General features: G+C 54.0%; 11 protein-coding genes. 3 read left to right on the forward strand and 8 right to left on the reverse strand.

Features of this window, described 5'->3' with window-relative positions:
• Nucleotides 1–14 precede the first annotated feature (14 nt).
• The 4 genes from K9N21_14765 to K9N21_14780 all read right to left on the reverse strand — a co-directional run bounded on the left by K9N21_14765 (nucleotide 15) and on the right by K9N21_14780 (nucleotide 6553).
• Nucleotides 15–425 carry a response regulator gene (locus K9N21_14765; GenBank protein ID MCF8145175.1) on the reverse strand — a complete coding sequence of 137 codons (411 nt, stop codon included), beginning with the start codon at nucleotides 423–425 and terminating at the stop codon, nucleotides 15–17.
• 561 nt (nucleotides 426–986) lie between these two features.
• Nucleotides 987–3788, reverse strand: coding sequence for a hsp70 family protein (locus tag K9N21_14770; protein ID MCF8145176.1), 2802 nt, complete (start codon nucleotides 3786–3788; stop codon nucleotides 987–989).
• A 160-nt stretch (nucleotides 3789–3948) separates the two neighbouring features.
• The gene (locus tag K9N21_14775) at nucleotides 3949–5772 is read right to left on the reverse strand and encodes an Hsp70 family protein (protein ID MCF8145177.1); all 1824 of its coding nucleotides are present in this window, start codon (nucleotides 5770–5772) and stop codon (nucleotides 3949–3951) included.
• Between the two features lie 10 nt (nucleotides 5773–5782).
• Nucleotides 5783–6553, reverse strand: coding sequence for a DUF2760 domain-containing protein (locus K9N21_14780; protein MCF8145178.1), 771 nt, complete (start codon nucleotides 6551–6553; stop codon nucleotides 5783–5785).
• Nucleotides 6554–7131: 578 nt separating this feature from the next.
• Here K9N21_14780 and K9N21_14785 point away from each other — a divergent pair.
• Nucleotides 7132–7359, forward strand: a complete 228-nt coding sequence (locus tag K9N21_14785) for a hypothetical protein (protein MCF8145179.1) — start codon at nucleotides 7132–7134, stop codon at nucleotides 7357–7359.
• Between the two features lie 475 nt (nucleotides 7360–7834).
• Here the strand turns inward: K9N21_14785 and K9N21_14790 are convergent, their stop codons facing one another.
• The 4 genes from K9N21_14790 to K9N21_14805 form a co-directional block, all read right to left on the reverse strand.
• Nucleotides 7835–8209, reverse strand: a complete 375-nt coding sequence (locus tag K9N21_14790; GenBank protein MCF8145180.1) for an HU family DNA-binding protein — start codon at nucleotides 8207–8209, stop codon at nucleotides 7835–7837.
• Nucleotides 8210–8472: 263 nt separating this feature from the next.
• Nucleotides 8473–9273: an acyl-CoA dehydratase activase gene (locus K9N21_14795; protein ID MCF8145181.1), complete on the reverse strand. Its 801-nt coding sequence runs from the start codon at nucleotides 9271–9273 to the stop codon at nucleotides 8473–8475.
• Nucleotides 9274–9409: 136 nt separating this feature from the next.
• Nucleotides 9410–10723, reverse strand: a complete 1314-nt coding sequence (locus tag K9N21_14800) for a 2-hydroxyacyl-CoA dehydratase (GenBank protein ID MCF8145182.1) — start codon at nucleotides 10721–10723, stop codon at nucleotides 9410–9412.
• Nucleotides 10724–10889: 166 nt separating this feature from the next.
• The gene (locus tag K9N21_14805) at nucleotides 10890–11969 is read right to left on the reverse strand and encodes a 2-hydroxyacyl-CoA dehydratase family protein (protein MCF8145183.1); all 1080 of its coding nucleotides are present in this window, start codon (nucleotides 11967–11969) and stop codon (nucleotides 10890–10892) included.
• Between the two features lie 363 nt (nucleotides 11970–12332).
• On the opposite strand from K9N21_14805, the gene K9N21_14810 reads away from it, so the two are divergent.
• Nucleotides 12333–12905, forward strand: coding sequence for a 1-acyl-sn-glycerol-3-phosphate acyltransferase (locus K9N21_14810; protein ID MCF8145184.1), 573 nt, complete (start codon nucleotides 12333–12335; stop codon nucleotides 12903–12905).
• Nucleotides 12906–13197: 292 nt separating this feature from the next.
• On the forward strand, nucleotides 13198–14436 hold the full coding sequence (locus K9N21_14815) for a M20 family metallo-hydrolase (protein ID MCF8145185.1): 1239 nt from the start codon (nucleotides 13198–13200) through the stop codon (nucleotides 14434–14436).
• Nucleotides 14437–14685: the final 249 nt, after the last annotated feature.

Consider the following 14685-nt stretch of genomic DNA (forward strand, 5'->3'; position numbering starts at 1 on the left):
TCCCCGTGGTGCACCTACTGACAAAGATCGCCCTGAGAGTGGCATCTCATATCAGTTGCTTCGTTTTGATATTCGTGAAACAGACCCATTACCTTTGAAAACGAAAAGGGCTTATTTAGGAGATCTGCCTTGTATTCGGTTTCTTCGTTTTCAAGGAGCATTCGGTATCTGTTTAAGTCACCGCTCATATAGATGGTTTTTACGCTGGGATAGTGCACCCGAATGTCTCTTACCATTTCAATACCGTTCTTAACCGGCATCTCGATATCCGTGAGAATGACATCAGGTTTAAAGTTTAGAAAGGCTAAATAGCCATCTTCACCATTCTCCGCCGTCTCCACATCATAAACCCCTTCTGTCTCCAGCATCTCCTTCATGAGAACGGTCAAGGCTTCATTGTCATCAACAATCAATATCCTCATCATTAGATCTCCGTGTTCACCCTTTCGCCGCAATCCCATCCATCCCTGTCCAGGAAAGGAGCTTGCGATGTTAATATCCTATTCGCCGGTCTTCTGTCATGAAAGACAAGAAAATATGGCCATCCTTCCACTGCACGTTTACCCTTTTGTCGTTCCGGCACGGTTCCGGCCGGAATCCAGAAGACCGGCAGACTGGATTCCGGCTGAGGGCATGCCGGAATGACGGGACAGCACACGGCTGTTTTTGTTGCGGTTATCGGCGTTAGTTATAAGACAGCCTTTAGCCCTCCTTTAAGCAACTGGCGTGCCACCCTTGGATGACGAGGTTAACTTATTGATATATGGAGATATATTCTAATATTTGCAGCGAGGGGAAAGACTGTTGTGAAGGGTTTTTCCTTCAGGGAGAGAATCGCAGCAGGAGGGGTGAAAATGCCTAACTATCTGAACATACGAGATATTTTGTATGAAGGGAATTCCGTACACTTAACCTTCCCTTTCCTGAAAATCCTCGAACGAAAATCATGCACCAACAGATCCCGCCCTTCTGATCAGTGATCCGTGTCAGTCCATCCGCAACTGTATTCCCGAGGGGAGAGATTCACCGAAGATTACGCTCTCTTCGTTCCGGTCCAGAGGAACCACTTCCTTCAAAGGCGTTATGTACTGTTCTGACCATTCATGGGGGGCGATCCAGGCTATTACGCGTTGCACAAGTTCCGGATCCAAGTCCCGCTTCCGGTCCCCGACGAGGCGGCTCATGTGGGCCAGAGCAGCGCCCACCGGCCTGAGGTCCCGCCATCCGGATTTTAAAATTCTGTCAACCCAGGAGGCAATCACGTCCGGCGGAATCACCCTGTCAACAGGCCCGTAAAGGGGTTCTCTGGCGCCGATCCTTGAAAGAGACCACCAGTATTGAGGTCGGGTTTTGCCGGGCCGAAGACTCTCTAAAAGAAGGCCTCCCAAGACGACCTTGTCATTCTGCGGGACTCGTTCCAGGTTGGCCGCAGTCATCCAGATCTCCATATGCTCCTGCGGAGCCAGCCTCTTCTTTTTGTCCCCCTTGCCGGGCTTGATCCGCGACAAAATTTCCTGTAATACCTTAACCTGCTGACCCGCGGAAAGTCCCCCTGCCACCCTGCGCCACAACACCCACCACTCGGACCGGATCTGGGCATGTTTGTCATGAACCAACCCTTCATGGAAGATCCTCCAGAGATTTTCAAGACGGTGCCCATCCAGGGGGTCCCCGAATCCCGGTCGCATGCAGAATCCGATCAGGTTCAACCACCGGGCCTCATGGTCCGGGTTTCGCCCCCTGGCCGATCTGAGAGACAGGAGTTCATCGGCGATTCGGCGTATCAAACCGAGGGGCCATAGTTCCTTTGGGCGATCGACTACAGCGGTGAGCGTCTTGATGAGGCGGGTGGTCTCTCTGTTCCCGTCCTTGGCAGAGAAGGCCTTTCTCACTGCTTCCAAGGCCTCATTCACCAATGATTCCTCAAAAACCTCTCTGTCCGACACCTCAGGTGGCGGGTCCGTTTGCCGCAACCGGAACTGGAACCGCCACCGGTGGGGACTCCGAGCAGATCGACACCAGACGGCCAGTGTCCCCATCTCCGTGTAATCAGCCTCCACCTCCACCGGGATCACAGTCTCCCCGGCCTTTTTGCCGAACTTGATCACTGTGTAAAGGGGGGGCAGCGGGGTGAGGGTATCATCGACAGGAACGAACTCCCCCACCCGGTCTCCTGTCCGGTAACTGGAGCTGTATAGATAAAATTGTACCGGTTGATTGGCAAGTACATGGAATTTTCTATCTGTCAGCGCGTTCGCGGTCCCCTCCGGCATGTGACGCTCCACCAGACAGACGGCTGTCTGCGGGAGAGAGGGGTGGGCAATCCCCTCCTCCGGCATATCCGTCTCAAGATGAACTCCCAGGTAGTAGGCCCGGGCGCTGCCGCTGTCTACCCGGACCCCCTGACCCTTTCTGACCAGACCGTAGTAAGAGGCCCCCACGGATACGGCAAGGTCCAGGTCAGGATTTTGAAGGATACGGGGCAGAGGTCCCTCTTCCACACCACACCATCTTGAAACCGCTTCTCGGATCCGTTCCTGAACAGGGGGAGGCTTCAACGCGGCGCCGTTAAAAAGAATCAGGTCCGGCCTCGGCGTCGCTTTTCCCAGCATCTCCCTGACATCCTCCCTGTGGTGTTCCAGAAATCGGATCAGGTGACGGGTAATGGCCGGATCCTGGGCATATGGCAGCCCGAACTCGATCATCCCCTGCCGGGGCTTCTCAATCAGGGATTCCCCCGGCGCGATCAGGGGGAAAAAGCCGTCCAGGATGGCCGATTCCACCTCTTCCTTAGACAATCGCGTGGATACCGTACCGGCGATCAACTTCCTCCCTTCGCCTAACAGGGTGATGGTCTCTGACTCGGAAAGGGAGTTAAGTAGCCTTTCCTTGGCCTGGCGGCATTGACTGCAAAGGGCCTGCCAGCGGTCCAGGCTTAACCGCCTGCCCATTTCTCCCTGGAGACGTGCTTCACACCGATGGGCCAGGGCAAGGTCCATGTTGTCGCCCCCCAGGATCAGGTGATCGCCCACTGCAATCCGTTCAAAGACCGGATGGCCGTTCCTCTCTCGAAGGGTGATGAGGGTGAAGTCGGTGGTTCCTCCCCCCACGTCACACACCAGAATCAATTCTCCGGGCCGGACAAACCGGTCCCACCCACCTTCATGCATGCTCAGCCAGCAGTAGAAGGCGGCCAGCGGCTCTTCCAGAAGGGTGATATGTCTTAATCCGGCCTGGGCAGCGGCCTCCATGGTCAGATCCCGGGCCACCTCATCAAAGGAGGCAGGCACGGTAATAAGCACATTCTGATTTTCCAGATAGCGCCCTTTGTCTTCCCTTTTATCCTGGTTCCAGGCCTCTTTGATATGTCTCAGATAGGCGGCGGTTACAGCAACCGGGGACATCCTCGCTATCTGACCGTCCCCCCCCCAGGGGAGGATAGGGGCCCTGCGATCCACCTTGCCGTGGCAGAGCCAGCTCTTGGCTGAGGAGACCAGCCGTTTGGGGACTTTTACCCCCTGGTTCCTGGCAAATGCGCCTGCAACCCCCTTTTTTTCAGAGGTCCAGGTCGCCTGCAGTCCATTGTTGTCCAGTTCATGATCGCCGGGGAGGTACAAAAACGAGGGGAGGACTTTGAGCATTGAGATTTCACCCGGAGCGGTAAGCTGGGGGATCTCAAAGCCCTCTATGCGGGGAGGGGCTTCACGGTCCGCACGAGATAGATCAATATAACTGACTGCTGAGTTGGTGGTGCCTAAATCGATTCCTACGATGTAGTTAGTGGTCATGGGTCATCAGGCCTGGGGCCGTCATTCGCTTCATTGTCATGAGGTTATTTTCGATCTCCCCACTCCGCGTTCCGAGCTCCGCGTCCCGGAGACGGTCACTCCGTTGGCGTTCAGTGGTCGGCCGCGGGCCTTTCAATACTCGATTTTCAATGCTCAAGTCTCAACGCCCTCCCCTTTCCCTCACATTGAACTCCAGCTTGAATTTCCGATCCGTCTCCCGGGCGACGCACCACAGCTCCAGGGTCCCCACCTCTGTGACCTTGATCTGAAGGGTTACGGGAACAACGGCCCCGGTTTCCCCTTCCAGCCGGGTTTCAAGGGTGGCGACCGGTGCAATTTCTCCGCCCCAGTCCTCCACCACCGTACCGACGGCGTCATGACGGCGGGTGGTGGAGCCTAAGAAGTCGAACCTGACAGGCTCGCCCGTCACCAGACCGAACTCCTTGTCCGGGATCCGGGCCTCGGCGCCCTCTTCCATGCCAAAAGGGGCGACGCATAAGGCCTTGACCGGTGTAGGGACCCCTGGAACCGCCGGCATGGCGGCTTCAATCCCGATATAATACGTCCTTGACAGCCCGCTGCGGATGCGCACCCCTCTACCCCGCCGGACCAGGCCATAATATGCCGCGCCTCTTGCCACGGCCAGGTCAAAATCATGGGTTTCAATTTCCGAAGGTCGCGGCTGTTTCTCGCTGTCCGCCCATGATGAAAGGAGGTCGAGCACACGTCTTCTCAAGCCCCCGGCCTTCATAACGCCCCCGTTAAAAAGAACCGCAGTGGGGCATACAAACCTCCCCTCTCCGGCCTCGGCATACGCAGCGTCCTGTTGGCCCAGAAACCGGGCCAGATGGTGAGTAACGGCCGGGTCGGACGTATACGAAAGGCCCATCTCCCTCATCCCGGTGCGAAGCTGCTCCCGTGGACGAACCGTCCGGTCGCACTCCGGAAAAAAACCGCGGGTCAAGACTTCCTCCACCTCTCCCCATGTCAACTCGGTTTTGATCGTATTGCCGATCAACCGGCTTCCCCTGCCCAGAATCGTAACGGGCCAGACATCAAGCCCTTCCTCCCTGAATAGGTGCTCTTTGGCTGAACGGCAACTGTGACACAAGGTCCTCATCTGGTAGGCGTCCAGCTTTTGCCCCTTCACAGCCAGCCGGTTGGCCACGGTATACGCCAGGGTCAAATCCATGTTATCCCCGCCCACCAAGAGATGGTCCCCCACGGCGACCCGTTCCAATGCCAGTCCTCCCTCTTCCTGGGAGACTTCGATCAGGCTGAAATCCGTGGTTCCACCCCCTATGTCCGCCACCAGGATTCGATCCCCCACGCTTACCAGTTCCCGCCACCCTTCCTTTGCAGAGTTCAGCCATGCATAAAAGGCGGCCTGGGGTTCCTCGAGAAGGGTGCTTTTGGGGAAACCCGCCAGTTCTGCCGCCTTGACCGTCAGGTCCCTGGCCACCGCATCAAAAGACGCGGGGACTGTCAGGAACACCTCCTGGTTCTCCAGACGCAACCTCTCATCATGCTCGGCCATGACGTGGTTCCAGCTATCCTTGATGTGCCTCAGAATGGCTGCAGAGGCCTCCACCGGCGACAGCTTGGGGCTGTCCTCGGGGGCCTCCCACGGGAGGATCGCCTCGTTTCGGTCTACACCGGTATGGCAAAGCCATGACTTGGTGGAGGCAATCGCCCGTAAAGGAATTTCGGCTCCCCGGTCCCGCGCAAATTCTCCCACTGCCAGGGAATTCCCCTTGTCCCAGGGCAATTCAAGACTCCCTTCCGGAAGATCGTGGGGAGCCGGCAGGAACAGGAAAGACGGCAACACCGCGCTTTCTCCGATCGAGCCGGGCCCCACCAGTTGAGGAATCTTAAAAATGTTTATGGCGGGTTCATCATATTCATCGACCGGGATTTTGGCAAAGGCTGCCACGCTGTTGGTGGTGCCCAGGTCTATCCCTATCACATAAACGGGTTCAGACATGGAATACTCCTTACTCAATTTCCACCTCTGCCGGTGCGATAATGGTGGGATCCTGAGAACCTGACAGGGTAGGGAGATTCAGACCGGTAGTCCGCCAGCCCCGGTGCTGCAAGGTCCCTCTGAACGGGGGCCGGCCGGACACATTGCCTGTGAGCCGGATGCTGTTGGCGTCAAACCCGGCGTCAACCATTATCGATTCCCCTTCGTCCCTGTCGATGACGGGCTTGGGGGCCACATATTTATTCAGACTTTCCCGGCAGCTCTCCTGTATCCCCCTGACAGCAGCCCCAATCTGAGCGTCATCATAGGCCTGAAGGTTCTCCTGTAAAAAATCCACCAGCCGCCCTTCCCTCTGCAAAAGAGAAAGGAGATGAAGAGATCTCCGCTGATCGATCCTTGCCTGCGCTTTCTTCTCCTCGGATGACTGTTCAGGGGGTATTGCCATCTCTTTCCCTGCCCTGACCGGTGGTGACGGTGCGACCCGGGTATCTCCTGTCCTCCCCTTCCGAATCGCCGAACGAAGGTTCAACCAGACAAGAAATCCGATAACCGCGAGACCTGCTGCCAGAACCGAAGCAACTCTCAGGGTTATATGCCGCCAGGAAAGTTCAATTTCAGCCAACAATTGAGGATCCAGGACCTTCTGTTGGTGTGTATCCAGACTCTCCTTGAATAGTCCCAATTCCCAATACCCGACACCGGCGAGCACCATCCCCAAAACCAGAAACCAAACCAAAATCCAGAGTGCCAACTGACGAGAAGAATTATCTGATGTTTTCATGTTGCCTCCCTCACGCGTCCTTTCATCAAAACCCAATATTAAGGGCCAAATCTCAGATTTCAAGCTTCGACGTTAATTCGAACCAGGCGCCCCTATAATTCTTCGGGGGCGCGCTGTCTTATAGAGAGCTCTGAACTTCCTGGCAACCTCATTCCTGCGTTGTTTAAATACCATCTCTGCTCCTTAGGCCCCTATTTCCAATAACCCTGTAACAAAAAACAAGAAAATCTGTTTGTTTCTCAGTACGCCTTATTTTATAGACTCACACGGAGCCACCCCGAGTGAAACAACACAGAAAAAGTTTCACCGGGCAGGCAAAGAACACAGAGAAAAGGGCATGTTCCCGTTTATTTACAAAAAAACCTTTGTGTGCGCTGTGTCTCTGTGTGAGCCCCGCCTGGGCGGAATTGGTTGCGGGTATCCGCTTTAGAACATTCAATCCTATAGGTTTGAATTGACATTCCTGCATGGATTTATGAGATTATAGGCAAATTATTCCAGAGTCACCATGAGCCGATCCCACACTGTTTTTATTGTTTCTCCCACTGACACCGGAATCCAAGACTGGAGGTTTAGCGATGAAGAGACTCATCATGATTTTCACGATGTTTGCCGCACTGATGATTGGCGGTTGTTCGGGAGAGAACGCCAAGGAAATTTTTGAAACCGCTCAGTTGGAGGAGCTGCAGAAAAACCATGCTCATGCAAAAGAACTTTACCGCAAATTAATCCAAAAACATCCCGAAAGCGCGTATGCAGCAAAGGCAAGGGAAAAGCTGGATGCATTGAACCGTGCCGGACAGTAATTTTTTCGAGGGATTGACCTGACAACGAGAGGAACGGTGGAAAGAAGATCCCGGAGAATCGCTTTTTCAACAAGGCGGCGAGACCCTGGGATGGGAAGAACGGAGCGCCCGCCTCAGCCGGCAATTCGTAGATTATCTTTGAAGACGCCTTCCGGCACGCTGAGGCATGCAAAGGCATTTACGATCCATCCGGGGGTGTGAATCAGCTCTCTTGCTCTCTGCACATCCATATCAAGCGTGTTGTGCGCGGTAAGGGAAAATATCACAATATGATGATGAGTACTCTTGAAAGCGCTTTCGAGACACCCTCCCACGCAAAGCACCGGCCCAAAGCGATTGACGGCCGAAGTGAATAGAAAAGCCCCATGGACCGGTTTGGATCTATGGGGCTTTTGTGTTATTCAACAACGTCTGACACAATCATCAAAGAAAACTATACGGGCACAAGGACCCTGATGAAACGTGGACCATTCTATCAGGCAGACATCTCCTTGACTTTCTTCAAGGGGCGGATTTTGACCGCCCGGCGAGCCGGTTTGGCCTTGAACACGGTCTCTTCTTTAGTGAAAGGGTTGATCCCTTTGCGCGCCTTGGTCGCGGGTTTACGCTTAACTTCAATTTTGAAAAGACCGGGAAATGTAAACTGACCGGGACCCCGCTTCTTGATATGACGCTCGATGAGGAAAGCAAATTCCTCGAATACCGATGATACCTGTTTTCTGGTAAGCTCGGTGTTTTGTGCAATCTCACTCATCAGCTCCGTTTTGGTCATTGGTTTCTTTAACGCCGTGGTCTTTCTGGTGTTCCCCTTCTTGCCCGCATCCTTCTTGCCCGTCTCTTTGGCAGCCATTAAATGCTCCTTTCCTTGAAGATTGAAGTTTACATACTTTCCTTTCTGAGCATCGGAACAGCTCAGAAGGCGGCAAAAACAAACATGAACATGACATACCCGTATATTGGGCTTCTATTATAGTCTTTTCCGCATGTTGTCAATCGATTTATTGCAGATCGTTAAAAAAAAGCATACCTTTTGGTTCTTGATTTTTACAGAAGATAATGAAGGGAACGAAGAAGATGTTGTCGTCTGACTAAAGCAGGTACACCGGATATTTCCTATTGCTGCTGGCCCTGAAGATCTCTCCTGGCCATAAGTGCCGCACCCAGAGCGCCGATGATCTGCGGTTCGGAATAAACATGAATCGATTGGCCGAGTTTTTCCTCTATGAGCCTCACCACGCCGGTATTCTTGGCAACTCCGCCGCTCATGGTCACCGCGCCGTGAATGCCGATCCCCGTCACCATTGACCATACCCTGTTTACGATGGCGCGGTGGAGCCCCCGGATAATCTCTTCTCTGGGGTGGTTCCGTGCCACAAGGGATACAACCTCGCTTTCCGCGAAGACCGTACAGACACTGCTGATGCCCACCTCTCCCCCTGCTTTTAAGGAGAGGGGCCCCATATCCTCCAGCTCAACCTGCAACTTATCTGCCATAACCTCAAGGAAACGGCCCGTGCCGGCCGCGCACTTGTCGTTCATGGCAAAATCCAGGACCCTCCCTCCCTCTCCAACGCGGATCACCTTTGAATCCTGGCCGCCGATGTCGATAACGACCCCCGTGTCCGGAAAGAGGTGAAAGGCCCCCATGGCATGACAAGAAATTTCGGTGACCCGCCTATCAGCAAATGGGATGGAGACGCGTCCATAACCGGTTGCCACAGTTCGCCGGATCTGCTCACGCGCTATCCCCGATGCGGTGAGTGCCATTTTTAAGGCGGAGGACGCCGCATCCGTGCTGTTGGCGCCGGTCTGAACAATCGCGTAACCCGCGGTTCCGTCCTCCCTATCGAGAATAAGGGCCTCCGTACTGAGCGAGCCGACATCTATTCCTGCAACATAGTCCCGGCTTTTCATACCGCCTTTGATGCTTGTTAGGGGGTCATCAGTCATCGGTCATTATACCTTGGGCCGCCATGCTCCGCGCCAGACTGTGGTCATTGGGTTGTAACTGCCTACTGCCTGCTGCATACTGCTTCCTGATCTTTTGACGTCATCCTTCCAGGGTTTCGAAAAAGGCCTCCAGACGCGTGTTCGTCTGTTCTTCGGAATACGCCCGAAAATCGGTGATATCCGCATCAACGATCACTGAAGGTATTTGCAGGCGATCCATCAGCAGCCGTTTGAGGTCGTACTGTCCTACGGAATAGGGTTTGCAGCTTTTGGCCGAATGGATGACCAGTCCGTCCACATCATACTCCTTGACGAGTCTTTCCATCAGCCGCAGACGGTGGTCCAGATTGTTATTGAGCACTACAAGGCTGTAAGTCCTGGCCATGGATTCAAACGGACGATCTGCATCCATGAGGGAAGTCGTTTCCGCCCAGGCATTGGTGTAGGTGGCCGTAACGAAGTTCATCCCCCGATCGGCGAACAGGTTTGAAAACTCGCGGACTTTGTACCATATGGCGATGTTGTCCCACATCAATCGCTTTCGCTCATTTTGAATGGCCCCGATCCCCTTCTCAATCCTTTCCCGCAGTTCTTCCAGTAGTATATTGTAGTAGTCCAGGGCCACCGGAAGTCCTCTAAGGGAGACGATCGGCGCCAGATGGATAAAGGCATCAAAGATGGTCATCGGCGCAGGGTGTGTCTTCATGGTGGCAAGGACCTCGCCCCAGGCAAACGATGAATCCCTCGCGATACGAATCATCTCCTGAAATTTGCGATGGTCAAAGCGGCGCCCCGATACCTGTTCCAGGACCGGAATCATCTCCTCCAACTGTTGCACCATATAGACCACATCCATCTCAGCAATATCTTCAAAATTATAAGGGGTGTCAAAAAGGAGGAGGGGGATTTTCAATTGATGGGCCAGGACCCGGTACCAGTAAACAACGGTCTGGCAGATGTTGTTGGAAGCAAAGAGGAGGTCGGGCCTGGGCAACCTGCCGACCGGCGTCTTGCCCGAAAGGAAATGACCCAGGTCAATGCGGGCATAGGAGCAAAGATCCTGGTGGTAGCCACGCGCCTCCGCCTCTGCACAAAGCTCCGGTCCAAGCCTCTGTGCCCCGCAGAGGGCGCCGTGATTCTCAGGATAGATGGTATAAAATCCAAAGGGTCTCAGGATTTCCACGGGCGCGCCGCTGGTGACCCAGGCCACCGGCTTTGCCCCTTCCGCGTAGCGGGAGAGAAAGTAGTGGCGGGTCATGATCTCCTTCAGCCGGGTGGCACAATTGAGCCCGGGACCGAAACCGGGTTTGGACCTTTTATGGCCTTTCTTTTTTCCGGCGGCGGAAAGACGCATGACAGCGGGGGCCCCGACATCTTTCATAAAATGGTAACGGACACGCTTGGCAAGCGACATGGTGAAATCTCTCTCTGGTTGTTGGATACTGGATTCTGGATGCTGGATGCTGGTGTTTCCAAATTTGGACTTAAGCGTTTAGGGTGCCTGAAGTTGAAGAGGAAGAATTCCGATTTAAACCCTCAACGCCTCACGGAGCACTTTTCTACCTCACGCCTTGCGCCTCTCATCGCCGGCCGATCATCTCCACGAACGCTTCAATCCGTGTGGTCAATTGACCGCTCAATCCCTGGTTCAGGTCCACATCCATTGTCAGCACGGCTGCACCGCCTTTCTTCACGGCCTCTGCCATACGGGGGACATCAAACCATTCGGGCTCGCAAAATTTTACCAGATAAAAAATCACCCCCCTGGCCTTGCTGACCGCTATCTTTTCCATGAGGTAATCTATCCGCGCCTCCAACGGCGAGTCCTTGGTGGTACAAGGCGGCATGCTAAAATAGCTGTCCGCAAGCGCTTCAAAGGGGTCCTGATCCATGTTTGAATTCAGCGGAATCCTCCTACCGCAGCATAAGAGATCGTCATCCGCCACCCTTACCCCCAGTTCATCCAAAAGGTTCAGGATCTCCGGTGGATTGGGGAGAATACCGCTCAGAATCACACCGGGTCCCCTCCGGTCTCCTCCCCTGTACGCCTTTAGAAAATCCTCCAACACGGGGATAAAATCATCGGGATGGAGATACTCCCCCTGACGGATCATGCGATAAAAATCGGCATTAGAGGCTGAAAGCATCCCATGACGCCTTTCATCATAGATCTCTCTCAGAAGGGACGCCAAATGATACCCCTCATCCACCCGTCGTTTCAGCTCGGTTTTGCTCATGGGCCCTAGATCGCTTTCTAGTCGGGAGACCAGGGACTTGAGCTGTTCCAGATAATAGCGGCGGGACGATGGCCGATACGGGGCCTTTGGGTGATAAAAAAAATAGCAGGGCTTATCCACTCCCAGATAATCATAGACAATGGATGCCATATTCTGGATAGAGTCGCAGGTGTGAGGGAACAGAAATCCGTCCAATAGGTCGCCCTTGCCCTGAAGGATCAGCTCCAGTCCCAATTTGACCACGGAACAGATATACGGCTGAAGGTGGGCATTGGCGCCGGAAACCTCAAGCGGCGGATCCCAAATCTCCGCAGGCACACAATTAAAGGCCCAAAGGATCTCCTTCGGGTAATGTGCAGGGAAAACGCCGATAAGACGGCGGCCTTTTTCTTTTTGTTCCTCGAGGTATTCTCTTCGCGTCATCAGATGCTCTGTGTAGGGGGTAACTTGGGTTATCATCATGTGAGAAGAAATAGTGGGTCACTCTAAAAGAATATCCGGAGATGTGTCAAGTCAATATCCACTTGACACCCGAATCCCTTTTCCATATTTTCTTGAATTCAGAACAAAAGCGACGCCCTGTACGAAAAAGATATGGGACAGCGGCGCGATGGTGGATGCCGGACCCGATTCGGGCACTCATATGGAGATGACTGTCTCAGTCTGACTGCCCCGCCAGAGGGTGCACTTATGGGATAGAAATATCCAAGGTGGACATCGAATGGCTAAACAGACCGCCTCTTGAATTTTTTTGGGGAATACCAGGTGCTCCAAAGGAAAGACCGCATGTGCCGATTTGTAACGGGGTTCATCAGGATCGTCCTGTATCCGTTCTACGACATTAAAATCGAAGGCCGGGAACGACTGCCTCTAAAAGATGCCTTTATCCTCCTCCCCAAGCACCAGCGGTGGCAGGATATCCCCATTATTGCCCTTGCCACGCCCCGATCCCTCTATTACATCGCCAAACATGAGTTGTTCACCAACCGGCTGGCTGCCTGGCTACTGGAATCCCTCGGGGGAATTCCCCTGAATCGGAAACAACCGATGAAGAGCAGAGGGTCCATAAAGGCCATGATGGCGTTTCTGAAAGGTGGTGAGGGGGTCGTGCTTTTTCCCGAGGGCACCTACTATGAAAACAGGATGGGTCCCGGCAAATCCGGAATGCTGCGGTTGATCATCTCACGGATGTCTTTCCCCCTGATTCCCACAGGGGTCCACTACAAAAGAATGTATTTGAGGACCGCAGTCCGGGTTTCTTTCGGCACCCCGATTTATCCGGACAACAACATCCCGCCCGAGTCGGTTCTCAATACGGTAATGCAGAGGATTGCCGTACTCTCGGGATTAGGCCCTTAGTCCCCTATTTCCAATAACCCTGTAACAAAGAACAAGAAAATCTGTTTGTATCTCAGCACGCATTATTCTATAGACTCACACGGAGCCACAAAGAACACAGAGAAAAGGGTTTGCACCCATACCTTTTTGGTTGCGGCCGTCAGGCCGCCTTGGGATAGACGTGGGGCGTGGGGGCCAGCAACCAGTAAGGAGTAGGCAGCAAGGAGTGGGCAACAAGGAGTAACCGGAAACCAGCAATCCCGCGTGTCGCGGGATCTGCGTTTCGCTTCGACCGGCAAAAGGAGAAACCGACATGTCCGATCCGGAAAGCGTCTTTCAGCATATCGACGGCAGTAAAGACGAGATCATACAAATTCAGCGGGAGCTGACGGCCCGCGTAGCACTGGGGCCGGACAACGGGGGTTCGGGCGAACACGAAAAGACCGATTACATAAAAGGTCTTCTCCAAGACTTGAATCCCGATTCAGTGCTGGAAATCAATGCCCCGGATGAGCGGGCCCGTGACGGGTATCGTCCCAATCTGATCGCCAAATGGGAAGGCCGGCACAAGGGTCCGGTCGTCTGGGTCCTGAGTCACTCGGATATTGTGCCGCCGGGCGACCTTTCTTTGTGGAACAACGATCCCTATACCGTTATCGTGGATGGAGACCGGATTGTGGGAAGGGGGGTCGAAGACAACCAGCACGGCTTTGTCAGCTCCTATCTGGCCCTCAAGGCGGTCCTCGATTCAGGTCAGAATCTGGAAAGGCCGGTGGGACTGATCGTTGTTGCCGATGAAGAGACCGGAAGCCATTTTGGGCTGAGCTATCTCCTGAAGCATCATAAGGATTTTTTCACTCCCCAAGATCTCATCGTGGTGCCCGACAGCGGCAATGAGGAGGGCACCATGATCGAGGTGGCGGAGAAGTCCATGCTCTGGCTGAAATTCACTGTCACAGGCCATCAGTGTCACGCGAGCACCCCCCAAAAGGGAAAAAACTCTCTTTATGGCGCTGCAAAAATGATTGTCGCGCTGGGGGATCTGGATAATCGATTCGATCTTTCAGACCCCCTTTTCAGCCCCCCGCGATCCACCTTTGCGCCCACCAGAAAGGAAGAGAACGTCCCCAACATCAATACCATCCCTGGAAAGGACATCTTCTATATGGATTGCAGGATCCTTCCGCAATACCGTGTGGACCATGTCATTTCCGCGGCAAAGAAAATCGTGGCGCCGATCGCAGAACAAACCGGGCTCCAGATCGATGTGGAGACGGTTCATCGTCAGGACGCTGCGCCGCCTACCTCTGCGGAGGCCCCGGTGGTAATTGAACTGGCGAAGGCCATCGAGGCGGTCACAGGCAATCAGGGAAGACCGATGGGGATCGGCGGCGGTACGGTGGCCGCCTTTTTTCGTGAAAAGGATCTTCCGGCTGCTGTCTGGTCAACCTGCCCCGATACAGCGCATCAGCCCAATGAATATTGCCGGATTTCGGATATCATGACGGATGCAAAGGTCTTTGCCTCTTTGTATCAGGGCAAATACGCATGAGGAAGACCTCGCCCCCACGGAGATTCAAATGAGAGTGGGTTGGCCGTTACCGGTTAATCCCGCGAATAGGCGGGGTCAGAAAGACTCACAAACCTACACCCGATAACAAATAACCGATGACTGCCCCAGTGAGATTTTCATGGTAAATAGTGGAGAGAGCGCCTATGAACCGTTTCAGCCCCGTGGCTTTTTGGATTGACACACTTGACGAGATCACGTAACCTGCGAACCCGCACCCAGATGCGTCCA

It is taken from the genome of Deltaproteobacteria bacterium, from assembly GCA_021737785.1.
GTDB lineage: Bacteria > Desulfobacterota > DSM-4660 > Desulfatiglandales > Desulfatiglandaceae > AUK324.